Source organism: Leptospira ryugenii, assembly GCF_003114855.1.
GTDB lineage: Bacteria > Spirochaetota > Leptospiria > Leptospirales > Leptospiraceae > Leptospira_A > Leptospira_A ryugenii.
On record NZ_BFBB01000009.1, the window covers coordinates 1 to 23,575 of the forward strand.

A 23,575-nucleotide genomic window follows, 5' to 3' on the forward strand; every position below is an offset into this window, starting at 1 on the left:
GCTGCCAAAGGATCTAGAGCTGGACTGATCGAAAAACTATGTTTGAGATTTTGGATTTGTTTTTGTTTTGGACTTTCACTATGTGACTTTGCAATTCTGAGTACAAAGTTTCCACCCAATGAAAATCCTAGTAAAAACAGTGGCATTCCTTTGGGGATCATTTTTGAAATTTCATAAACTGCGGAGTACGTTTCCTGAAGTAAACTTCCATTGAAAAGCCCTTCATTCAAATGATGGGTTTCTCCATGGTCTCTTAAATTCAATCGAATGATGGAATAACCTTCTCGTAAAAAAAATTGTTTGGTGCGCACCATATAACTAGACAGATGGCTACCTTCCCATCCATGTATCATGAGAATGTATCCCTTTGGATTTGGACATTCATTCCAAAGAGATAGGAGAGATACTTGTTCGGGTGTACGGATCAGTTTCCAAACACTATCTTTCGGTACTCCCAAACGAACATCTGTTTTGCTTTTGTAGGAAGCAAGAAATGACTGAGCCATCGGGCCTGAGAGAAATGGAAGTGGTGAAAAGTCTGGCATAAATTTTGGATTCAAACTGCCAATAGCAGGGCATTATCGACATTTTATGCCTTGGAATCAGTTGACAAACGAATTCTATCCTGGGCAATCATCGTATGCAGAAATTCGTAGGTATTTTCTCTCTTTTGCTTCTAATTGCCTGCCATAGCGCAAACAAACCCTATCCAAGCGAATGGAAGCATTTTGGAAATGAAGATCGATTCTATTTAGGTATACCTGGAAAGGCAAGTGAAAAGGCAAAAAGTGTAGAAAGTTTAAGTATGAGGCAAAGTAGTTGCCGTGAGTCAGCAGATTTGTATGCCAAATCTCCCTACCTATGGAGAAAGTTCATCATTACCAATGCACATAACATAACAAAGGAGGAGTCTAAAGCCTTCGAAACTCATCTCATCTCCATGCAATTAAAACCTGTTTTGGAAGAATGCCAATCCATCCTAGAACCTACTCTGAGTGATGGCGAATGGTATGCTTGCGAATGTTTATATTTTATCACATACCCTGGTGGAAAAGTCCAATTTGAAAAAGACCTACATTTCCACAGATAATGAAAACCGTGCCTATTTTGTCCTAGCCTACTGTTAGGATTTGGCTAGAAAGAAAGTTACGACAATGCCCATTGTACATAAATATTGTTTAGATCTGAACCGGCTAGCCATAGAAATGTATTCTTCCGTTCGGGAAGACCAGATCAAATCTCCTCTTTCATCTCCACTTATCATCGTTCCAAATCCAAACATACAAAGATGGTTGAGTCTGAACCTGCCAAAGTATTCCAAAGACAAACTCTCGATCAACCTAAAGTTTCTTTTCTTGGAAAAATGGATATCTAGTTTCTATAAGCCATCTTTAAGGAAAAAAACGATAGATCTTTCTGCAATGGAAAGACATATTTTTGCTTTTTTACTCAAACACAGGAATGAAAAGCAATTTGAATTTTTGCATTCGTACTTAAAATCACCCAATAAAATCTATTCTTTGAGTAGAAAGTTAGCAGCCTATTTTAAAGACTATGAATTGAATAGACCCTACTGGATCCAAGAGTGGGATAGTGAACATCAAATTCCATTTTTTCAAACATTTAACATTCGTCAGTCTTTCAGCGAGATGGAATCCCTACCATACGCAAAAATCCAAAAGCTGATTTACCAGTCATTGTTTGTAAACCAAGAGAGCATCCCAAGGGGCCAATTATTTCTGCACGCATGGGACGAGGCTAAGATTGCTGAAAACCAAAGCGTTCATTTATTTTGTTTATCCAATCTATCCTATGTATACCTAGAATTTTTAGAAAGGATTTCCAAAGCACAAAACATTGATATCTATTTTTATCAATTTTCATCTGAAAAACTATTGGAACATGCTGAAGGGAGTGAATTTCGAAAATGGTCACGTCCCCATGTTTATTTGAACCAAAGGTTAAAATCGATAGCGCAATCAAGCAAGCCATTACCCCTTGAGGATTCATCATCTCCCTTAGACCTCAATCGTTTAAAGAAAGCTTTGATTGGCATTCCCTCAACAGAACTTTCCCTTTCTGACCATTCTGTACGGTTTTGGAATGCCCCATCACGGTATAGAGAATTGGAAATTGTTGCCAATGATATTCTCTACAAATTATCTGTCTCGGAAAAAAATGGAGAAGGATTGCGTTTGACTGATTTTGCAATTCTTCTACCAGATATCAGCACCTACCGATCTTCCATAGAATGGGTGTTTGATGGAGGGATTTTAGTCGAAAGAACTGAAAAGGATAGTTCAACTTTACATAGACAAAAGATTCCCTATTCGTTGGTCGATTTAAATGCCAAAGATCAGTCAAATGTCTGTAAGGCGCTCCAAGATTTTTGGCCTCTCTGCCACCCCAAGGGATTCAAAGTGGATAATCTTCTGGCTCTCTTACAAAATCCGCTCTTTTCTAACAGAGATCCATTGTTCGGAAACTTGGAGGAGATTTCCTCTATCTTCCAGGAACTTTCTATTTCGTATTTTGATCCGCAAAACAAATATAATGATGCTTCTGCCCAAATCGAAGAGGGTCTCAAACGATGGATGAGCCACCATCTGCTTGCGAAAGATAGGCTGGAACAAGAATTTTCCATCACAGGCTTGGCAATTTCTGAGTCTGAACTCTTGTCCATTCTCATCCCATTTTGGAGGCAGCTGAAAGAAACCATTCAATCAATCAATTCTTGTTTACGATATGGTGAATTATCGGCAAGACACCTCGAAGAGATCGTTAGGCATTTAGTTCAATTCTTTCAGGTACACAAAACATCCGAGTCTGAGATAGATGAATTCACAGCTTATTTTGCTGAATTGAAATCATGGGAAGGAATTCGTCTCCCTCAGGAAGAATATTTGGAACTTTTCGAAGCGATCACTACCCAAGTTTTTTCAAATATAAAAGTGAAAAAAGGAAGTTATCTGTCTGCGGGAGTTTCCATTTCCCTACTCCAGCCAATGCGACCAATACCCTTTAAACATGTTTACATAATCGGCCTAGGGGAAGGAAAATTCCCAGGCAATTTAGATCGATCTCCCCTCAACCTGCGGAACCAAAAACAAGAAGAATGGGATTTGGGTCGACGTGAAATCCAAGAATCTTTGCTTTGGGAAAGTATTTTTTCTGCACAAACTTCCATTACTTTTAGTTATGTGGGAAGAGATACAAAAGAGGATAAGATATTTGAGCCTTGTTCTTCCTATCTAAGTTTGAAAAAAGCGGTGGGTTCTCCACAAGAGATTGAATTTCCAATTACAAACTACAGTTCAAGTTACATACATGATGAAGAGAGTCTCAAAAAGGGCTTTATTTCATTCGATTTCACTCGGAAATGGATCAGTTCCAATGACTTTGCAGTAGATTTACTACCCAAATTCCAAAATACCAGTGATTTAGCTTTACCTGTTTTGCCCGCAAAACCAAAAGCCATTCAGCACACGGATCTGATTTCATTTTTGCAAGATCCCATGCAATTCACCTTGCGGAAAAAATTGGGAATGTATGTTGATCTAGAAAATAAAACACTTCCAGAAGAAACATTTTATCTAGACAATCTCTCGCGCTACCGCATCAAATCCTTGGTGTATGATTCGATCATACCGATTCTCACAAATCCTTCATTTTCTTATACACGAGATCAATTATTAGATATTATAACGAATGTTATATCGGTCGAAAAACGAAATGGAAGATTCCCAGAATATGCTTTCTCGCTTGTAGAAAGGGAAACAATTCTCTCTGACATGTTGTCTGAAAGGAGCATTTGGCTCTCCTGGAAAGAAAGACTCGAAGGGTATAAGTATTTTACGTATGCTTGCGTTGGTGATACTGGTCTGGTTGATCCAGGAGCACTCAAACTACCCCATCTATTGCTTGGTAGAGACCAAAAGTTATTTGGAGAATGGAAACATATCTATAAAAAAGAGGATCATCTCATTCTTTTTTACACAAAATCAATCTATCTCAAAATGGAGGCATATCGAAGTGAGTTCCCCTATACCATTATCAGAGACTATTTTGGCAAAATGTCTGAGATTTGGGTTGGGCTGTATTTCTTTTCTTTGAGTGGATTACGTGCTGAATATTTTCTCCTTAAAGATCAATCTCAAAAAAAGCCAAGCATATCTTTAGAAGATTTTGGTTTAAAAGGCTTGGAAAAAGAGCATTTCGAGAGACTTCTACATCTATTTACTTCTGACGAATTGTACTTTTATCCTCGTTCTTTTTTACAGGATTTTATTGCGCATACCAAAACAAAAGAACCTCTTTCAATCTCTGAGAAAACTAACGAGCATTGGGAAGAGTTTGCAAAAGAGAATTTTTTTCAATTAAAAAAGAACTTGTCGGACATTTTGAAATTATACCCTGAACTAGAAGAAAAGCTCGGATTACCTAAATTAGAAGAATTAATCAATTTTTATAAACCTCTTTGCCTAGAAGGTACGATTGCATGAGTATAGAGTTCATTGAGGCATCTGCGGGTACTGGCAAAACATATAGGATCATGGAAATTCTCTCGGATCTTATGTTAAAACACAAAAATGAAAAAGAGAATATTCTTTTAAAAGTTTTGGTTTTGACATTCACCGAAAAAGCAGCCGGAGAATTGAAATCTCGTCTTCGGCAAAAAATACAAAGTGTTCTCCAAAACAATCCAAATGATTCATCTATTGAACGTTATCTGCTCGAAATAGACCAAGTTAAAATTTCCACGATTCATGGATTTTGCAATTCCGTACTCGCAGATTATCCAATTGAAACAAATTTAGGGGACGATTGGAAACTAGTAAAAGAAGAAGATGTTCTAGCAGAGGTTTTGAGAGACCTAGAGCACAACGAATGGTCGGCTCTTTCCGTCTCAAGGGAAATGCTTAGCTGCTACCTTCTTGCTAGTCAATTTTTTTCCCAATGGGAAGAAACTGTTTTATTTGCAGCAAAGAAAATTCTCTCTGGAAAAGAATATGCACTGAAACCAAATCCAGATATTCAATTAGAGGATTCTTCGTTCATTCCAAAGGAAGATTGGAATCAACTCTTAACTATCGTACGTACTGTAATCAAAGAAAGCTATGATTTTCAACAAAGTGGGAAATTACTCAAGGAGGGCCAAAAAAAGAGTGAGACTTTGCAGGGATTATTAGAGGGGCTAGACTCAGAGTCTCCTGCGGAAAATACAGATATCGTATTTCAACTTTCTTTACTCATATCGAGATTGCAAGTTTCTCCATTTCATACAGTGGATTCAGCTGCATCTGCCTTCCTCTCACCTGAAGATTTTACGAAAAGGAAAACAGCAGGAGTTGACCCAGCGCCTAGATCGGATGTGTTGCAGCATACAAGCCTAGTAAACGAGATGATTTCCAAGCTGGAACTATGTTTACAAAGTCTACCTATTCAAGAATTCCTGATTCGAACCATCTACCACATAGCCAGCGAAACAAAAAACCGATTTAATTCCGGTAAATACCTTTCTTTTGATAGAATGATTCTCTTGCTCAAGGAATCACTTATAAACAACAAACAACTTTTAGAAGAGCTGCAAAATCAATTCCAGTTTTGTCTACTGGATGAATTTCAGGATACAGATAGAAACCAATTCCAGATTTTCGAAACAATATTTAGCAAAGAAAATCAGGTCCTTTACATGATTGGGGATCCAAAGCAGTCTATTTACTCCTTTCGGGGAGCCGACTTGCGGACCTATGACTATGCAAAGTCTAAGGCAACACGTATCCAAAAATTGCAAACCAATTTCCGTTCGGTACCTTCTTTGATCGAAGCTATGAATGTTTTTTTCAAAAGTGAAACATCTCTCTTTCCTATCTTAGAAGAAGGTATGTCCTTTCCTATCGAATACGAAGAAATATCTGCGCCCACACTAGAGTCTAGAAAGGTAGATTTAGCCTCGGAACAAAATGAGCCTCCCTTTCAAATCATAGATTTTAAGATTCCCCTTCCTAGAAAAGAGGATCGTATCAAAGCATGGCTACAATTTATCGTATCAGAAATCCAAAATCTAATGATCAATGATTTTTCTTATCTACGGGAAGGGAAATTAACCAAGATTAAACTATCTGATTTTGCCATTCTCGTAAGGACCAATGAGGATGGCATAAAGACAGAAGATTTTCTGCGAAGAAACAATCTACCTTGTTCTTTTTATAAACAAACAGGTATTTACCAATCAAAGGAAATGGACCAAGTCATCACTATTCTTGAATGCCTTTCCGATCCTAATGATCCAGCATCTTACCGAAAATTATTGCTGAGTGATTTATTTTTGATCTCTCCATACGACCTCATCAAATTCGATGAACATAGCATTGAATCCTACGAAAAAAAATTGATAGACCAATGGAGAAAGTTAGTAATTTCAAGAGAATTCTCTGAACTTTTCAAAAGGATCATTGAAGAATCACGCATTTTATTCACAACTAACACAAAAGATTTGATGTGGGAGAGAAAGATCACCAATTTTCGGCAAATCTTCCAAAGTCTCTTGGAAGAGCAGATAAAAGGCCAATCTACTCTTGAAGATTTGATAACAATAGCGAAGGAATGGAGAAGCCAGGATCGAAAGGTTGCTGAGGAGAGTCTACCGCTCTTTGACCAAGAAACAGAAAAGGATACGATAAAAATATTGACCATGCATGCCGCCAAAGGATTGGAATGGCCGATCACATTTTTCTTTGATTTAAAAGGACCTGGGAAACACTCTTTGTATGAGTACCAAGATGAGGATCAAAAATGGCAACTGAGTTTTTGGAATGAAAACGATGACCTATACAAAGCAACTCAGTTAAACGAAACGAAAAGATTATATTATGTTGCTCTAACGCGCGCTAAAATTCGTTCTTATTTACATTTCTTTGAAGTTGGCAAAAAAATAAATTATTTTGATCTGATTCTTGCACCATTGGTACAAAGATGTGATACAAACAATGGAAAAATTTCCAGGCGCAGAATTGAAAAAATTCCAAAACCAAATCCTAAATGGGAACCAAAAGAAGAGATCCAAACAAGGCAGACAGAAATCCATTTTTTAGAGGCGCCGAATGTTTCGCTTCATGAAAGGATACACCTACATAGTTATACCTCCTTAAAGAAAGGTTCTCATAAAGAATTTACCAAAGTAGAAGATGATGCTGAGAGCCACAAAGGCAGATCCCAGGAAGAGTCACTTCAGGCTATTGATCCCTTGCCCTCATCGGCAGAGATTGGAACTCTCTTACATAAAATTCTGGAAGAACTGGAGTTTGGAGATTTTAACTCGGAGCATTATGAAACCGAGCCTGCTGATTGGGATTCTTTTTTACAGGAACAGTTCGATTGGTTTGGATATGAGAGTCTCTATACTGAAGTTTCTGACTTAAAAACACATATCTTCCGACTCATCAAAAATACAGTTCGTACTCCCTTTCAATTAGCTGATGGAACAAAATTAATGTTATCCGAATTACATCCATCACAGTTAAGCCGGGAAGTGGATTTTCATTTTGTATTGAATCAAACCTATAGTAAAGATGATTTGGGAAATTTCTTAAAAGGAAGCATAGACTTGGTGTTCGAACGGAATGGAAAGTATTATATAGTTGATTATAAATCTGATCGTTTACCCAAGTATCAGCTTTCGGACCTGCAGGAAAGAATTTATCAAAATCAATATGATTTGCAAAGAGATTTTTATGCATTTGTATTTCATAAATATCTAATTTCCTTAAAAGGCAGAGAATATGCCAATTCCGCTTTCGGAGGGGTTCTGTATTTATTCCTAAGAGGGATGAATGGAGAAGTAAATTCAGGAGTCTATGCAGATTTTGGTCAGTTCGAAGAAGGCCCATGGTCTGGCGACAGATTCGAGCGGATTGAGACCAAAATCATGAGATACATTGAATCTACCTTTCGTTGGGAGGCCACAAACTAATGCTAAATCCCTTGGTCTCATTTGAAAATATTACCATACAATCCTTATTTGCTAGCTCCAGAGATTTTTCCCCCATTCTGATAGCTCTGGAGAATGCTTATTCCATTGGTAATTTAGCCGTTGAATTTCAAAAGGAATGGAGCTCATTGTTAGAGGGTATCGCGCACCCATTCCAGGTATTTCAGTACAAGGACAAGACATATCTCTATACAGATTCGATCTTCCAAAGAAAACAGAAGTTAGAGGTACAGATTCGTTTATTTTTGGAGGAACAACATTCCATAAAAATTGATGAGTCCAGTTTTGCACAGATGATTGAGAACTGGGAAAACCTTCAAGGAAATGAAAGCACGCGACTCTTTCCTGAACAAAAACAAGCGATCCAAGCATGCCTGAACCAACCCTTCCATATCATCACTGGAGGTCCAGGAACTGGAAAGACCACTGTAGTCTCTCTCTTACTCTTATGTTTGAAAGAACTGAAGTCACTTCCTGAACCAGAGGAGATTGCTCTCATTGCTCCGACCGGTCGGGCAGCGCAAAGACTTACGGAATCTATCCAGCATCGCATAGGAAATCAATTTTCTCATTCAGATATGCTGTTTGGGCAAACCTTACATTCCCTATTACAATTTAGAAAAAGGGAGTCTGGTTTCCTTTACAAAGAGACAAGAAAATTGCCTCATCGTTTGCTGATAGTCGATGAAGCATCTATGATTGACCTTCGGATGATGAGTGCACTATTTGAGGCAATTGATGTTAGGCGGACAAAAGTCATTCTGCTGGGTGACCCAAACCAACTTCCCTCTGTCGAGATTGGAGGTGTGTTTTCTGATATGGTATCTCTTTTTTCCACAAAGAAAAATGTCCTTACAAAATTAGTTCACTCTGCCAGACAAAGGTCGGATTCACAAATACAAACTTGGATGAAACAGACTTTCCCCATAGAGGTCAAAGAAGCTACAGAGGCAAGTCTTGAACTACCCATTGTCTCATCACTTTCAGAAGCCATCCAAAGCAAAACTGATATGGTTTGGATTTTAAAACAAAATGAAGCCAGTCATAAGACAATACAAGATCTGACTGAAGAATTGTGGAGAGAGATCTTTCAAAATTCGATTCTGCAGATCACCAAACGAAGATTTACTGAGCTAAAGGATTTACTTACATACCCAATTTCGGAGTTTTCGCAACACTTAAACTCCTTTCGATGTTTGACAATTTTTAGGAATGGTATTTTCGGCTCAGAACAAATCCATAACAAGATCGAAAGAATTGTTGAATACGAAATCAGCTTTCGAAAATTTCCTATCTCCTCGGTTAAACTCTCCGAGTCTTTATATTACGAAGGTCTTCCTCTCATGATCACCGAAAATGATAAAACTAGAAAGCTCTTCAATGGAGATGTTGGGATGGTCCTACTGATAGGCAATGAGTTAAGAGCCGTATTCCTAATCCAAAACAAACTCCTAGCTTTCGCTCTAGATACACTCCCAAAACATGAACCAGCCTATTTTTTGACCGTCCATAAGAGCCAAGGTTCAGAGTATGACCATGTCCTTCTTTTTTTACCAAGTTTAGAGGAATCCGAAAGTTCAGAATTATTATCAAAACAGATACTCTATACCGCCGTTACTCGAGCTAGAAAGAAAGTGATCTTAGTAGGAGATCCCAAAACATGGGAAAAAGGTATGAAGAACTCGCTTGCCCGATTTTCTGGACTACAAATATAAAGCTATAGTCTTTTCAATTGCCTTTGGGGAAGGTAACAGAAAAACGACTTCCAATCTCTCGTTCACTTTGTACGCTAATGGATCCTTGGTGTCTTAGAATAAATTCTTTGCAAAGTACTAATCCCAAACCGGTGCCTCTTTCTCCTCTGGTACCAGGCGCACTTGCTTGCTTATTTTCTAATTGGAACAGACGACTGATAGTTCCATGATTCATCCCCATTCCAAAATCTTCGACATGAATCACAAGGGAATCATCCAAATCTTCGGAAGAAATGATTACTTTGTTTCCAGGGTGACTATATTTGATAGCATTATTAATTAAGTTTCTTAGAATTGTATCTAACATCTGTTCATCTGCATAAATAACTGTTTTGATCGGAATTTGGTTTGTAATTTCAATGTCCTTGTTTTCCGCCGATGATGTTAAAAGTTGAATGCATCGATTGGCGGCGCTAAACAATGAGATGTGTTCAGGATCAAAAGGGATGTCTCCCTTTTGTGATCTTGCCCAAGTCAATAAATTGTTTAATAAACTCAATAGTTCCGAGCTTGTATCTTTTAACAAACTCAGTTCCTCTTTTGTTTTTTCTAAACTTTGCTCATGGATATCCTCCAAGACCATATTGATATACGTATGTATACCACCAATAGGAGCTTTTAAATCATGGGCAATGATAGAAAGAAATCGATCTTTCGTGGAATTGATCGTTTTTAAATCTTCAAGATACTTTTGGTTTTCTAATTCAGTTTGTTTTCTTTTTTCGATCTCTCGAGCTACACCCAAGATCTGAATGCCACTCTCAGTACTTCCTTGAAAGCTAGAGATCAGCTCTATCCATTTCTTTTCAGAATTTGCATGCATGATTTGGATTTCATCCTGATAATAACGTTTTGAGTCAGGATTGGATTTGAATAATATCAATCTTTCTTCTAACAATTTAAAGAATGATTCACTTTCCTTTAACTCTAGCATATCCTTCAGTTTTTTACGCATCGCCTTCTTTACAGATAAGCCATACATCTGCTGGACAGATGGGCTAATGTATCTAAATGAGTCTTGGTTTAAATCATATAACCAAATCAAATCGGAGCTATTCTCTGCTAGGAGTCGATACTTTTCCTCACTCTTTACCTGCTCTTTTACAAATCGATCTATACAGACGAGCGCAAAGCTAAAGGTAAGCATAATAGATGTTATATAGAAAATCAAATAGGTAAAATCCTGAATTTTACTTGGACCAAAGGTGATGGCTCGTGGATCTACATCCTCCACAAAGTAATAATACACTCGGAAACTTAAAAACAAACCAGCAACGGCGCAGAAAAAAGCAAAGAAATATAAACTGAAGTTTTCATCTTTTGCATTTTTGATGACCTCCCAAACCGAGAGCAATAACGGAATGGACGCATACATTGATAGAATACTCACTCGAAACTTTTGGTCATAATGGCTAGAGACAAATAGAACCAAAACGATCACTTCAGAAAGAATGAAAAGAATACTTGTCCGGATGTAGGCTTCCTGATGGAAAAATAAACGCAAAATATTATAATAAAAAACGATTGAGGCTAAAATCAGAGCGTTTCCAAAAGAAATGGATATGATATCTGGAATGATTCCTCGCAACACTCCCTGAACAATCCAACCAAGGCACTGAACCAATGTTCCATATGCCCACATTCTAACATAGATCAATCTCCCCAATTGTCCATAGGATGCTACAAAACATCCAATACTCATGAATAGAGAACCCAATGTATTGATAACAATGATTGTTTTTGGATCTAGGTTCATGTATGTATATTCATGGCTCAAATCTAAAGATTAAGCCATTTTTGATGCAAAGGTATAGGTAGAGCTTAAAAAGAATAGTAGAATATTCTTTCCCACTTTCCAAAGGGAAGAAAAGGATTGATTACAAATCTCAATCGTTTATGTAGGAACAGCAGTAGTCGCTTGTTGTTTCTACCTTTAATTGGAATTTTGAATTTTTGGGCACTTCAAAACTGTACTTGCCGTTGATTTGGATCCAGTCCGAGCCTGGCAATTTTACTTGGAGTTTCCCAGATAAAATTTCCATAATTTCTTTTGCCTCTGTACCGAATTCATACTCTCCAGGCAATAAAATTCCTAAAGTTTTCCTTTCGCCCGAAGGGAAGAGGATGGTTCGGCTGGTGACTTTGCCATCATAGTAGACATTGGCTTCTTTAACTATAGTTACATTCTCAAAAGTGCTCATGGTTCCTACCTTTTTGAAAATCCTCCTTATTTTGAAAAGCCAGAAAGTAAGCTCAAAAAATGTTTGCATTTACTTTTTTTTCAGAAAAGGTCTAAAGAAAGAAAATGTCGATAACAGAAAATAAAAAACTTTTAGCTCGAGAAAAATCGATCGAGAAGATTCGAAATTCTGCTATACATCTATTTTCGAAACATGGATTTTCCGCAACTACCATGGAAATGATCGCAAAGCATGCTAAGGTTTCCAAGGGTCTCGCCTACAACTACTTCCGCAGCAAAAATCAGATCTTCGAAATGATCTTAGACCAACACCTAAGCAAACAAGAGGCGATTTACCGCACCATCCCTGAAAACTCTCCACCAGTACAATACCTACAAGAGTTCTTTCAGAAATCTCTTGAATTCATGAAACAAGAAAAGAAGACAATGATTCTGATCTCTGTTTGTCTATATCAACCTTCCTCCGTTGCCCTCTCCAAACGAATGATCGATAATTTTGAGCGGCGACTGGCACCATTTCGCGAATCTCTCAAGAGAAAATTTAAGAGTCTGGGCATACAAGATTTGGAAGCAGAGTTTCTATTTGTAAGGGTATTTTTACATGGTATTTTTTCTTTGGATTGTGCACACCATAGTGAGCTAGGTTATGAAGAGAAGTTAGTCGATCTCTTCTTAAGTCGCTATGGTGCTTGCAAATCACTCGGCATTGGGAATTCGAAGAATTAAGAGGTTTGTCGTAGCGGTTGCCAATAGTTTGCCCTTCTCGGTTTTCATTTCCGCTGTCATGTGAATGGTGGAAAATCCCATAGCTTCAATCGTAGCTTTCACAAGAATCGTCTGTTTGACCTTTACACTACGTATATACTGAATATTCATATCAATTGTCGTCGTTGGCTTTTTGGCAACGAGATAGCTGAGTGGTCCAAATGCATTGTCAAAAGCTGCCGCAATATAACCACCTTGCATAAATCCCATGGGATTTGTTTGGCTCAACTTCACTGGAAAGGCCACCACAATCGATTTGTTTTTCTCATAGGATTCGATACTTGCATCCATATCTGTAAAGGATGGAGGTGGTACTGTAATCTGATAGGGACCAGAGGCGAATCCCGCTCTCATCTCTTGTAAAATTTTGTCTGCCTCTTCTTTGCCATAAATGGTCATACTGATCTCCTTGTATTCTCAGGTTTAATGTGACACATGGTCACATTAAAATTTAGAAGTCACATTGTAAAGAAAATGTTGCCAACGGTTACATTTTTTCTAGTTTCGATTTATGAAGCGAAAAACTTACCATCATGGAGACTTACGATCTGCGCTATTTAAAGCCTGTCATAAGTTATTGGTAAAACGTGAGCCAAACGAAATCACTCTCCGCCTTGTCGCAGATTTAGCTGGAGTCTCTCATTCAGCAATTTACAGGCATTTTAAAGACAAAGAAGAGCTTTTAGAAGTTATGGCGGCCTATGGCTTTCAGAGATTGGCACAGGTCCAGAAACGAGCTTTTGAAAGAGAAAAGAGTCGGACAGAGGGCCTCATTCAACTAGGACTGTCTTATATAAAATTTGCCTGGAAACATCCAAATTACTATAAAATCATGTTTATGACTCGGCGAGACAGCCCCGGAAGTCAATTAAAGATGGCTCAAATAAAATCTTATTCCGTTTTAGTATCCGCTTGTCGGCAAACTCTGAAAGAAAAACAAAAGCAGATAGAACCAAGAGCTTACGCACTTATGTGCTGGTCCATGGTCCATGGATATTCCAATCTTTGCTTAGAAACACAATTCCCTCAAGCAGAGGCACAGGCTTTAAAACAAAAAAACCTTCCCTTTGCTAGGCAAGTCATCCAGAATGCAATTCTACCTTTATAAGATTGATATATGATTTCGTTTTCCAAGGATGAATATCCTGTCCTCGCTGTTCAAGATTTGCTTATAGAATCTTTACTCAAAGATACGATTAGTATTTTAGAATCTCCTCCCGGCTCAGGGAAAACAACGGTTTTGCCCCTAGTGCTTCTCCATTCAGGACTCACTGAAGGGAAAAAGATTTTGATGCTTGAACCAAGGAGGATCGCTACCAAAAACGCAGCCAAAAGACTGAGCCAACTCCATGGAAGTGTATTGGGCGAAACGATAGGCTACCGCATTCGCTGGGAGACAAAGGTATCCCAAAATACTCAGATTGAAATTGTAACAGAAGGAATATTGACAAAGATGTTACTCTCTGATCCAGAATTGAAGGGATATGGATTGATACTCTTTGATGAATTTCATGAACGAAATATAGATACAGACCTTGGTCTTGCTCTTATCCGTAGTTGCCAAAAGCTTTTTCGTCCTGATCTCAAAATTCTTTTGATGTCGGCAACTATTGGAAACTTCTCACTTCATAAATGGGGCATCCAAAACAAACCAATCCAAACCCAAGGAAAAGTTTATCCCGTCCAAATCGAATACTTGGGAAGTTCTGGGAAGAGAATCCACCAGAGAATAACAGACGTTTTACCTACGATTCTATCCAAGACAGAGGGAGATGTGCTTGTCTTTCTCTCGGGGAAAAGGGAAATCTTTGATACAGAGTCAGCCCTTCAATTTGTTGCCATACCAAATATCCAAATTCACACATTGTATGGAGATCTCTCCTTTGCTGAGCAGGAAAAGGTATTCCAAAAGGCAAAGTCTGGCTATCGAAAGGTGATCCTTGCTACAAACATTGCGGAGTCTTCCCTTACGATCCCAGGGGTGAGAGTAGTTTTGGATTCAGGTTATCATAAAAAAGTCAGTTTCGATGCCAAAACAGGACTCCATCGTTTGCAAAAAAAACGCATTAGCATCTCCTCCGCAACACAAAGGGCTGGTCGTGCCGCAAGAGAGGCTCCTGGGAATTGCTATCGATTTTGGTCTTTGGAGGAAGAAAGAGATTTCTCAGAGGCAGATGTACCTGACATTGTCCAGGCGGATCTATCCCAACTCCTTCTCTTTTGTAAAGCATGGGGTGAAGATCTAGAAAATTTACCCTTTTTAGACCCACCCAATCGTTCTCATATCTGGGAAGCAAAGGAACTTCTAACCAACTTACAGTGTTTAGATGAAAAGGGAAATCTCACATACTTAGGAAAACTTTGTGTAGCAGTTCCTCTTCCTATCCGTCTTGCCGTACTTTGCGTAAAACTAGCAGAATTAGGCCAAAAACAGATGGGGATCGAGATAGCCCTTCTCTTCGAAGCCCAAGGATTGTTTGAAGAAGTAGACAAAGACTTCACAAAACTATGGGAAAACCGAGAGAAAATTTTAGGCAATCTATCCCATGCAAAAACAATGTTCCAAAAACTCGAATCACTCCTCCCAGCTGCCAATCCTACTGCCGAAAAAAAGGCAATCCGTCTCTCGGGATGTATGAGCTTTGCCTATCCAGATCGAATCGGAAAGTTAAGAGAGCCTTCAGACAAAAGGTATAAACTAGCCAACGGCCAAGGCGCCATCTGGACAAATGAGGAGTCCACTCCTCCTAAATGGATCATTGTCATGGATGGTAAACAAGGGGACCAAGATATAGAGATCAAATATTGGATTGCCATTTCCGAAGAGGAGGTCTTTACCCTACACCCAAATCGGATTCTGGAAGAGGCGGTATGTATTTTGGAAGAAAAACCAGATCCCATCCTTAAATGCGTACTCCAAAAAAAATGGGGACAGATCGTACTTTCAGAAACAAATCTAAGTCTAGAAAAATCTCAAGATTCCCTAACGAAGCTCCAATCTTTTTTTGAAAAGTATGGTTACAGAAATTTTTTAGCTTCAAAGGCGGGAGGCCAAACATTCCTGAATCGTGTCGAAATTTTATGCACCTATGGTTATATAGAATCAGATTTCACCGAAGAAGTGTTAGCTTCAAAAGCTTCCGAATGGCTTCTCCCGCTTTTTGACTTTCAAAAAACAAATTGCAAATTGTTAGACTGTGAGCCATTAGAACACTTGGAATTGCTACTAAGTTACTCCGAACGAATGCTGTTGGAGAAAGAGGTCCCTCGTTATTGGATCGCACCCACAAACTCGAAACTTCTCATTGACTATTCAAATCCCAAACAGCCAAAAATTTCTGTCAAATTACAAGAGTTATTCGGCTTAAGGGAAACGCCAAGCATTGCTGGGGGTAGATTGAAATTGAGCCTCCACTTATTGTCACCTGGTGGAAAGCCTGTCCAAGTCACGAGTGATTTAGAAAGTTTCTGGAACCATACCTACTTTGATGTGAAAAAAGAACTGAAAGGTAGATACCCAAAACACCCTTGGCCCGATGAACCGTGGCAAGCCTTGCCAACGAAAGGTACAAAGAAACAAAATTTAAGCTAATCGTTCGTAGGAAGAAACCCAGCCTTTTGCATTCACAAAAAATTTATGGTGACATTTTGGACAAGAATGGTCTCCCACATTTCTGACTAAGAGTCCTTGTCCACAATTCGGACAATGGATGGCTCGCTCTGCGCTGTTCCTGGTGAGGGACGTTGGCTCCTTTCGATTCCCTGAGGAAGGTTTGGCCAAGGCTTGTTCCTCGAGGTATGCCCTTGCCAAGGATGAATTGGGGAAACTTGGGAAAAGGCCTAGGAGGTGCAAACTCTGGAGGGAGGGCTCCAAATGCTTTGGAAAGGCTGCTAAGGCCAAGAGGCAAGATCGCTCTTTGAGTTTTGTTGCGATCTTTTTCAAAAACTCGGCTCCAACTTCATCTAGGTCATCTAATTCAGAACCATCCACACAGAAAACGGTGGGAACCTGGCTCATTTCTTTGATTTTTAGGTACAATTCTGAGCCCAATTCTGCAGAAAGGCTACCTGCGATGTAGATGAGATGAGAGTTCAAGTAATCTTTTTCCTCTTTTCTTGATCTTCGGTATGGATTCTGTATTTACAAGGAATTTTGCAGTTTTTAATCTAAATACCAGTATGAATTCGATCCCGCGCAGATACTGGGTCTTACCCGTTGACATGGTCTTTATGACTTTGTCCTATTTTTTAGCACATGTGGTGCGCTTCGAAAACCTGAGTTTTTTGGAAAATAAAAGAGTATTTCTGATTTGTCTAGGTATTGTTCTCATAACAAGAACATTAGTCTTTCTCTTTTCTGGAATCTACCGCTCATTATGGTCTTATGCTTCTATCCATGATCTATTAGAAATTATCAAGGCAACTCTACTTTCCTCTCTCATTGCAACGATAGCCATTTTATTTTACAATCGCTTTTCGCAAATCTCTAGGATGGTTCCCATCCTTGACACCTTATTCTTGTTAGGCTTTTTATGCCTACGCAGTTTAAGTTGGAGGATGATACGATATCAAATTTTTCGGCCCAGAGGACAAAATGGCATCCCGGTATTGTTAGTTGGTGCAGGTAAACTCGGAGCCACATTTCTCTCCGAGATTCGAAGATTTGAAGAGTTAAATTTAAATGTCATTGGCTTTCTCGATGATAATGCGGCTAAAGTAGGTGGTTACATACAGGGGGTTCCGATCTTAGGCGATACGGCTTCCGCTGAAGAAATTATCTTAAAGTATGATATTAGAAAGGTGATTTTAACTGTCCCTCAACCAGACGGAAGAGTGATCAGCCAACTAATGAAGATTTGCGAATCAAATCGGGTTGAGTTTAAAATATTGCCAAGCTTTAGCGATTATTTTTTCAACAAACCAAAAATAGACCAACTGCGTGAAGTGCAAGTGGAAGATTTATTGGGTCGACCCACTGTTGATTTAGAAATCGATGAAATTCGTTCTTATCTCGAGGGAAAAGATATCTTAGTTACAGGAGCGGGAGGCTCTATTGGTTCCGAAATTTGCCGACAAGTTGCTCTTTTCAAACCTAGGACTTTGATTCTGCTAGATGCCGCAGAGACTCCGTTATACGAAATTGATTACGAACTGAGAAAAAACTTTGCCCATTTACCAATCCAATTTAAATCTGTAGCCGCAGACGTAAAAAATCTTTCCAGACTTTCATACATTTTTGAACAACATTCCCCAAATGTAGTCTTCCACGCAGCGGCTTACAAACACGTTCCTATGATGGAAATCAATCCCTCAGAAGCTGTGCTTAATAATGTGATGGGCACAAAAAACGTGGCTGACGTGTGTCGTCTCAATGGTGTCGATCGATTTGTATTGATCTCGACTGATAAAGCAGTGAACCCTGTGAATATCATGGGAGTTTCCAAACGAGCTGCAGAAGTTTATTTACAACATATTTCTCAAAATTCAAAAACAAAATTTATAACCGTACGATTTGGAAACGTTCTAGGCTCGAATGGTAGCGTGATCCCCAGATTTCGGGAACAAATCAAACGTGGTGGCCCGGTCACCGTAACGCACCCTGAAGTGATCCGCTACTTCATGACCATTCCAGAAGCAACACAACTGGTGCTCCAGGCTGGTTCCATGGGTGAACACGGAGAAATTTTTATCTTGGATATGGGTGAGCCGGTAAAGATCCTTTCCTTAGCGGAAGAGATGATTCGTTTGTCTGGCTATACGCCCCACAAAGATATCAAAATTGAATTTACTGGATTAAGGCCCGGAGAAAAGTTATTCGAAGAATTGATGTTAAACGAAGAAGGCATCAAACAAACCCACCACCCTAAGATTAGAATTGCTGCTCCCTTAGAATCCTATAATTTACTTCTCTTTCAGAATAAATTAAATAAGTTATTTTCATTGGCAAAAGCGAATAAGGAAAAGGAAATCCCATTCGCATTCAAAGATATCATCCCCGAGTATAAGATACATGAAGAATATCTTGATTGGGAAACAAAGATAGGTAAAAAATTTCTATGAGCGAACCTTTAAGTCCGGAAGAAATCCTAACGCTGCGAGAATTCAAAAGGCATCTATTCAATTTACACTGGGAAAAGTTTGGTGTTTTTTATATTCACGTAATGCCCCATCCTAAATTGGAAATTGGGAAACGAGGCCTCCTAAATACAGAAAAAGAATCTGGTATCGTACTCGTGTTTGGTGACAAAGCCGTTCGAAGTATTGAAAGCCATAATGACTATATCTACGCTGAACTCCAGTTTGGAAGTACCTGGGAACCAACCATTATCCCATGGGATGCAATCTTTCGAATGTATGATAAATACCAAAACGCGGCAACTCAACTTAGGTTTCTACAGGTGGATTCTGGTCTAAGCTCCGAACCTGAACAAAAGCTGAACAATGAAGATAAGTCGACAAACCAAAAACATGATTATTCTGAAGAAGGGAATGTGATACGAGTAGACTTCGGGGGGAAAAAACACGAATGAAGTTTTATACAATAACAAGAGGAGATGTGGATGGATTTTTTGGCCTAATGGTCGACAATCTCATCCAATTATTGGTTTTAACAGCTCTTTGCACAGGATTGTGTGGTTTTCCACTCCCCTTTGTCACAGCGGTGGTTTTGCCAGGTGCTGCGGTTTCTCTTTTGATTGGGAATATTTTCTATGCATGGCAGGCATACCAAATCGGGAAACAGCAAAATAGAAGTGATGTGACCGCTCTTCCCTATGGTATCAATACTGTGTCTTTGTTTGCATTCGTGTTCTTTGTCATGTTCCCCGTCTACCAGGCAACAAATGATTACAAAGCAGCATGGAAAGCAGGTTTACTTGCTTCTTTTTTATCAGGCTTAATTGAATTTTTTGGATCTTTCATTGCCGAAAGAATTCGAAAATCAACGCCGAGAGCGGCACTTTTGTCAGCATTAGCAGGCATTGCGATTACCTTTATCTCAATGGACTTCTTATTAAAAACCTTTGAGTACCCACTTGTTGCTTTTTTACCTCTTGGCATCATATTACTCCAATACTTTGGAAAAGTAAAATTCCCATTGGGATTACCTGGTGGACTCGTTTCCATTTTCCTTGGCATCTTGCTTGCTTTTATATCTGGTAAATTAGGAACACCTATTTTTGTGGAAGGAGCTTGGCAACGCGGAGTCGAAACCGTAGGATTCTATCTTCCCACTCTCTCAATCTTGGATCTCTTCTCCGTACTCGATGCAGCGAATATGAAGGCCTATCTAGCGGTGATTTTACCTATGGGCATCTTCAATGTGATCGGCTCTTTACAAAATATAGAGTCAGCGGAGGCTTCGGGAGATTCCTTTCCAACCAAAACATCACTTCTAGTGAATGGACTCGGAACCATCATTGGTACCTTCTTTGGTTCACCATTTCCAACGACCATTTATATCGGACATCCAGGCTGGAAGGGCCTAGGAGCAAAGCACGGTTATTCCGTGTTAAATGGTATTTTTATGAGCATCGTATGTTTTTTCGGACTGATGGGTATTTTACAAGCCTTGGTTCCGATTGAAGCAGGTATGGCTATCGTTCTTTGGATTGGAATTGTGATTGGTGCCCAAGCCTTCCAGGCAACTCCATCTCTTCACGCACCAGCAGTTGTGATAGGTTTATTGCCCGCTCTTGCCGGTTGGGCTGTCCTCATCATTCAAAATACCTTTTTCTTTTTGGATCGACAACTCCAGACCATCCTAAGCAACCAAGGCATCAAGGCAGAACTCCACCACTCTCTTTCGGATATTGGAGAGCATGTAAGTTTTCTACCGTATGCCCTAAGTGGATTGCTTGCTCTTTCCCAAGGTTTCTTATTAACCTCAATGGTTTGGGCAGCCATCATTGTCTTCCTATTGGAAAAGGATTTTTACAGAGCAGGGATTTGGTGTTTTGTTGGTTCGGTTCTCGCTGGTTTGGGCTTAATCCATAGCTACCAATTGGCTGGGAATGCCATTCTGAATCAATTTTCCATACTTGCACAATGGCAATTTCCTTTGGCTTACACACTTTTGGGGATTAGTTTCTTTCTAACTCAATTCTTTACCACAGGTTCCTTCAAAAAAAGAACCTAAAAAGGCTTGTGTTTCTGTGGGAAGAATCGTAGGCTAAGGAGTCTAAACGGTAAGGTGAAAGGAAACACTCTTTCACCTATAAGGAGAACTTAGTTTCTATGACTTGGATCAAACGTATCGGTTTTTTCCTACTAACAAACATTTTGGTGATGGTTACCATCTCCATTGCGACAAACATCCTCGCATACTTCGGTTTTAGCATCCATGCCTTTGGTGTGAATCTAACTCAGTTGATCGTATTCTGCCTCATGTGGGGTATGGCGGGTTCCCTTGTCTCCCTTTTCCTCTCTAAATACATGGCAAAATGGACCATGGGGGTAAAGACGATCGATCCGAAGAATGCATCTTCGCTTGAGATGGAAATTTACCGAAGGGTTCAATCCCTTGCGCAAAGAGCGCATCTCCCTATGCCAGAAGTTGGTATCTATGACTCTCCCGAAGTAAATGCCTTCGCAACTGGACCTAGCAAATCAAGCGCACTTGTTGCTGTTTCCACGGGTTTACTCAATCGGATGGACCAATACGAACTTGACGGTGTTCTAGCACATGAGTTGTCACACGTTGCCAATGGGGATATGGTTACCATGACCTTAATCCAGGGCATTGTGAACTCTTTTGCTCTCTTCTTTTCCAGAATCATCGCGATGCTCGCTTCCCAGGCTGTAAAAGAAGAAATGGCGCACATTGTTCGTTTTGCTGTGACAATTGTTCTGGATATTGTCTTTTCAATTCTTGGCTCGATGGTTGTGGCATACTTTTCCCGCCAAAGAGAATTCCGGGCGGATGCTGGTGGTGCCAAACTCGCTGGTAAGGATGCCATGATTGCAGCCCTCAACAGCCTTCGTAAGCTGGTGGATGAACCTGAGGATGAAAGAGGAGCCGCATTGGCTTCCTTGAAGATCAGCTCCAAAAAGGGCGGAGGCGTTCTTGCTCTCTTTTCTACGCACCCACCGTTGGAAGAGAGGATTTTAGCACTCAAATCTTTGCGCTAATTCATTCCTCCATTCTTGAAAGAAAAGGTCGGCGAAACGCCGGCCTTTTTTTATTGTCAGAGAACTGCCTCAATTTATCACTTCACTATGTCCATAGTGAAATCCAAGATCAGAACCATTCCTGATTATCCGAAACCTGGTATCATGTTTCGTGACATTACCTCTCTTTTGATCGATCCAGAAGGCTTTCGCCTAACAATAGGCATGTTTGTTGAACGTTACCAAGACAAAAAAATCCAAAAGATTGCTGCCATTGATGCAAGAGGGTTCATTGCAGGGGCGGCCTTGGCATTCCAATTGGGAGTTGGCTTTGTACCGGTGCGCAAAAAGGGCAAATTACCTGGGAAGACGATCTCACAAACCTACGCACTCGAATACGGAGAAGACCAGGTAGAAATCCACGTAGACTCGATCCAAGCAGGTGAAACTGTTTTGATCATGGACGACCTTGTGGCAACTGGTGGAACCTTAGAAGCATCTATCCAACTCGTCCAGAAGTTACAAGGCAAAGTGTTGGAATGTGCGACGATCATTGACCTACCTGATCTTGGTGGCGCAAAACGCATCCAAGAAAAATACGGCATTAATGTATACTCTATTTGTGCCTTTGAAGGGCACTGATATTTACTGAGGGGGGATGCTCCATTCTCCCCCTTTCTCTTTATCTATCCTTATATTGATCTCATTGCCTAAAAAGTTCCATCTAACAATAAAGACCTTACGTAAGATATGAAGTCCTCGTCCTGAAGGCACCTTCTTTCTGTCTGCTTCCAGAGGATTTGGAACCAAACGAGGATTAAATCCTTTGCCTCTGTCGATCACAAAAAAATCAATGTATCGTCTAGATTCAAACACGTGCACTGTGATCGTATCATCACCTCGTTTCCCGCCATGTTCAAGCGCATTGTCCAAGGTCTCATCTACAAGGATTTGGAACCAAAATGAGTCCATAAAGGATTTCCAATTCTTTCTCTGGTACAAATCCCATAATTTTTCTTTCAACCTTTTTGATCCATCTTTGCTGACGTCACTTACTGCCTCAAAGATTCTTTTCTGCCTCTCAAATAAGAAGGAAAAAGGATGAGTTAAGTAATCTCTAGAAAATGAATAATGAAACAAAAATGCTACAAAACAAAAGATAAAACCCAAATCATTGAATAACAAAAAGTGTAAATAATACTTCTTAGTGAGTGGAATCCAATTCGTATAGATGGTCAAGATAGTTGTAGATAAAAAGGCAAGAGATACACATAGATATGTCGTCGAGACAAAACGACTGATCGCCGGAAAACTATGGCTCAACTTGATAGAGACAACGATTAGCAACAAAAAATAAGAAAGAGAGTAAAAACCAGGATAGAAATACATCAGTAGAATTTGATTGGCTATGGGATTCATATCATTGGATAATGCCCAATCAATCAAAAGTAAAGTTGAACCTGCGCCGAACAGTAAAGAAACACAGATCGCAAGAATTGGATAGGTACGAAAATACGTTGGGAATTGAAGGCCAAACAACAAAAGACTAAAATTGAAACAAACAAGGATTGTAGGAGCAGTGTGAGGGTTTTCTAGTAGATAAGAATGAAAAAAACTAGTATCTAGGATGAGACCAAAGTTCCCTATACAAATAAAGGCTGCCATCGCCGTGAAACTGACTTTCATTGGCGTGCGAGGATTTTTGCTAAAAGAGACAATCCCTGCTATAGCGGACAAAAAGGCAGTCAAACTAGTAAC

18 protein-coding genes are annotated in these 23,575 nt (G+C 39.5%); 12 read left to right on the forward strand and 6 right to left on the reverse strand.

Annotated elements, in window-relative coordinates; genetic code table 11:
• The coding region (locus tag DI060_RS17000) for a serine aminopeptidase domain-containing protein (RefSeq protein WP_209452076.1) at window positions 1–560 on the reverse strand (560 nt) is incomplete at its 3' end.
• An 80-nt stretch (window positions 561–640) separates the two neighbouring features.
• Here DI060_RS17000 and DI060_RS17005 point away from each other — a divergent pair.
• The 4 genes from DI060_RS17005 to recD all read left to right on the forward strand — a co-directional run bounded on the left by DI060_RS17005 (window position 641) and on the right by recD (window position 9,705).
• Window positions 641–1,090 carry a hypothetical protein gene (locus tag DI060_RS17005; protein WP_108978203.1) on the forward strand — a complete coding sequence of 150 codons (450 nt, stop codon included), beginning with the start codon at window positions 641–643 and terminating at the stop codon, window positions 1,088–1,090.
• Window positions 1,091–1,154: 64 nt separating this feature from the next.
• Window positions 1,155–4,502 carry an exodeoxyribonuclease V subunit gamma gene (locus DI060_RS17010; RefSeq protein ID WP_108978204.1) on the forward strand — a complete coding sequence of 1,116 codons (3,348 nt, stop codon included), beginning with the start codon at window positions 1,155–1,157 and terminating at the stop codon, window positions 4,500–4,502.
• Window positions 4,499–7,972 carry a UvrD-helicase domain-containing protein gene (locus DI060_RS17015; RefSeq protein ID WP_108978205.1) on the forward strand — a complete coding sequence of 1,158 codons (3,474 nt, stop codon included), beginning with the start codon at window positions 4,499–4,501 and terminating at the stop codon, window positions 7,970–7,972. The genes DI060_RS17010 and DI060_RS17015 overlap by 4 nt, the downstream gene beginning before the upstream one ends.
• Complete coding sequence (gene recD, locus DI060_RS17020; protein ID WP_108978206.1) at window positions 7,972–9,705, forward strand: exodeoxyribonuclease V subunit alpha; 1,734 nt, start codon at window positions 7,972–7,974, stop codon at window positions 9,703–9,705. The genes DI060_RS17015 and recD overlap by 1 nt, the downstream gene beginning before the upstream one ends.
• A gap of 13 nt (window positions 9,706–9,718) precedes the next feature.
• Here recD and DI060_RS17025 read toward each other — a convergent pair whose 3' ends face one another.
• On the reverse strand, window positions 9,719–11,500 hold the full coding sequence (locus DI060_RS17025; RefSeq protein ID WP_108978207.1) for a sensor histidine kinase: 1,782 nt from the start codon (window positions 11,498–11,500) through the stop codon (window positions 9,719–9,721).
• 130 nt (window positions 11,501–11,630) lie between these two features.
• Window positions 11,631–11,945, reverse strand: coding sequence for a pyrimidine/purine nucleoside phosphorylase (gene ppnP / locus DI060_RS17030; RefSeq protein WP_108978429.1), 315 nt, complete (start codon window positions 11,943–11,945; stop codon window positions 11,631–11,633).
• A gap of 104 nt (window positions 11,946–12,049) precedes the next feature.
• On the opposite strand from ppnP, the gene DI060_RS17035 reads away from it, so the two are divergent.
• Window positions 12,050–12,670, forward strand: a complete 621-nt coding sequence (locus tag DI060_RS17035; RefSeq protein WP_108978208.1) for a TetR/AcrR family transcriptional regulator — start codon at window positions 12,050–12,052, stop codon at window positions 12,668–12,670.
• On the opposite strand, the gene DI060_RS17040 is transcribed toward DI060_RS17035, so the two are convergent.
• Complete coding sequence (locus DI060_RS17040; protein WP_108978209.1) at window positions 12,641–13,108, reverse strand: PaaI family thioesterase; 468 nt, start codon at window positions 13,106–13,108, stop codon at window positions 12,641–12,643. The two genes, DI060_RS17035 and DI060_RS17040, sit on opposite strands and share 30 nt — an antisense overlap.
• 112 nt (window positions 13,109–13,220) lie before the next feature.
• Here DI060_RS17040 and DI060_RS17045 point away from each other — a divergent pair, with 112 nt between their 5' ends.
• Together DI060_RS17045 and hrpB are read left to right on the forward strand one after the other, a co-directional pair.
• Window positions 13,221–13,817 carry a TetR/AcrR family transcriptional regulator gene (locus DI060_RS17045; protein WP_108978210.1) on the forward strand — a complete coding sequence of 199 codons (597 nt, stop codon included), beginning with the start codon at window positions 13,221–13,223 and terminating at the stop codon, window positions 13,815–13,817.
• Between the two features lie 9 nt (window positions 13,818–13,826).
• Window positions 13,827–16,301 carry an ATP-dependent helicase HrpB gene (hrpB, locus tag DI060_RS17050; RefSeq protein ID WP_108978211.1) on the forward strand — a complete coding sequence of 825 codons (2,475 nt, stop codon included), beginning with the start codon at window positions 13,827–13,829 and terminating at the stop codon, window positions 16,299–16,301.
• Here hrpB and DI060_RS17055 read toward each other — a convergent pair.
• Window positions 16,293–16,805 (reverse strand): protein NinF, encoded by a 513-nt coding sequence (locus tag DI060_RS17055; RefSeq protein WP_108978212.1) that lies wholly within the window; start codon window positions 16,803–16,805, stop codon window positions 16,293–16,295. The two genes, hrpB and DI060_RS17055, sit on opposite strands and share 9 nt — an antisense overlap.
• An 83-nt stretch (window positions 16,806–16,888) precedes the next feature.
• Here DI060_RS17055 and DI060_RS17060 point away from each other — a divergent pair, with 83 nt between their 5' ends.
• The 5 genes from DI060_RS17060 (at window position 16,889) to DI060_RS17080 (ending at window position 22,459) form a co-directional block, all read left to right on the forward strand.
• Window positions 16,889–18,769 carry a polysaccharide biosynthesis protein gene (locus DI060_RS17060; RefSeq protein WP_244594481.1) on the forward strand — a complete coding sequence of 627 codons (1,881 nt, stop codon included), beginning with the start codon at window positions 16,889–16,891 and terminating at the stop codon, window positions 18,767–18,769.
• Window positions 18,766–19,239, forward strand: a complete 474-nt coding sequence (locus tag DI060_RS17065) for a ClpXP protease specificity-enhancing factor SspB (RefSeq protein WP_108978213.1) — start codon at window positions 18,766–18,768, stop codon at window positions 19,237–19,239. The genes DI060_RS17060 and DI060_RS17065 overlap by 4 nt, the downstream gene beginning before the upstream one ends.
• Complete coding sequence (locus DI060_RS17070; protein WP_108978214.1) at window positions 19,236–20,846, forward strand: permease; 1,611 nt, start codon at window positions 19,236–19,238, stop codon at window positions 20,844–20,846. Before DI060_RS17065 ends, DI060_RS17070 begins: the two co-directional genes overlap by 4 nt.
• A 98-nt stretch (window positions 20,847–20,944) precedes the next feature.
• Complete coding sequence (htpX, locus tag DI060_RS17075) at window positions 20,945–21,838, forward strand: protease HtpX (protein WP_108978215.1); 894 nt, start codon at window positions 20,945–20,947, stop codon at window positions 21,836–21,838.
• Window positions 21,839–21,925: 87 nt separating this feature from the next.
• Complete coding sequence (locus DI060_RS17080; protein ID WP_108978216.1) at window positions 21,926–22,459, forward strand: adenine phosphoribosyltransferase; 534 nt, start codon at window positions 21,926–21,928, stop codon at window positions 22,457–22,459.
• A 3-nt stretch (window positions 22,460–22,462) separates the two neighbouring features.
• On the opposite strand, the gene DI060_RS17085 is transcribed toward DI060_RS17080, so the two are convergent.
• Window positions 22,463–23,503: an ATP-binding protein gene (locus DI060_RS17085; RefSeq protein ID WP_108978217.1), complete on the reverse strand. Its 1,041-nt coding sequence runs from the start codon at window positions 23,501–23,503 to the stop codon at window positions 22,463–22,465.
• Window positions 23,504–23,575 lie beyond the last annotated feature (72 nt).

Coding starts and splice junctions, on each gene's coding strand:
- DI060_RS17085 (WP_108978217.1), bottom strand. CDS start 23,503: ATGAAAGTCAGTTTCACGGCGATGGCAGCCTTTATTTGTATAGGGAAC.
- DI060_RS17025 (WP_108978207.1), bottom strand. CDS start 11,500: ATGAACCTAGATCCAAAAACAATCATTGTTATCAATACATTGGGTTCT.
- DI060_RS17045 (WP_108978210.1), top strand. CDS start 13,221: ATGAAGCGAAAAACTTACCATCATGGAGACTTACGATCTGCGCTATTT.
- DI060_RS17070 (WP_108978214.1), top strand. CDS start 19,236: ATGAAGTTTTATACAATAACAAGAGGAGATGTGGATGGATTTTTTGGC.
- DI060_RS17015 (WP_108978205.1), top strand. CDS start 4,499: ATGAGTATAGAGTTCATTGAGGCATCTGCGGGTACTGGCAAAACATAT.
- htpX (WP_108978215.1), top strand. CDS start 20,945: ATGACTTGGATCAAACGTATCGGTTTTTTCCTACTAACAAACATTTTG.
- DI060_RS17060 (WP_244594481.1), top strand. CDS start 16,889: ATGAATTCGATCCCGCGCAGATACTGGGTCTTACCCGTTGACATGGTC.
- hrpB (WP_108978211.1), top strand. CDS start 13,827: ATGATTTCGTTTTCCAAGGATGAATATCCTGTCCTCGCTGTTCAAGAT.
- DI060_RS17065 (WP_108978213.1), top strand. CDS start 18,766: ATGAGCGAACCTTTAAGTCCGGAAGAAATCCTAACGCTGCGAGAATTC.
- DI060_RS17010 (WP_108978204.1), top strand. CDS start 1,155: ATGCCCATTGTACATAAATATTGTTTAGATCTGAACCGGCTAGCCATA.
- recD (WP_108978206.1), top strand. CDS start 7,972: ATGCTAAATCCCTTGGTCTCATTTGAAAATATTACCATACAATCCTTA.
- DI060_RS17040 (WP_108978209.1), bottom strand. CDS start 13,108: ATGACCATTTATGGCAAAGAAGAGGCAGACAAAATTTTACAAGAGATG.
- DI060_RS17080 (WP_108978216.1), top strand. CDS start 21,926: ATGTCCATAGTGAAATCCAAGATCAGAACCATTCCTGATTATCCGAAA.
- DI060_RS17035 (WP_108978208.1), top strand. CDS start 12,050: ATGTCGATAACAGAAAATAAAAAACTTTTAGCTCGAGAAAAATCGATC.
- DI060_RS17005 (WP_108978203.1), top strand. CDS start 641: ATGCAGAAATTCGTAGGTATTTTCTCTCTTTTGCTTCTAATTGCCTGC.
- ppnP (WP_108978429.1), bottom strand. CDS start 11,945: ATGAGCACTTTTGAGAATGTAACTATAGTTAAAGAAGCCAATGTCTAC.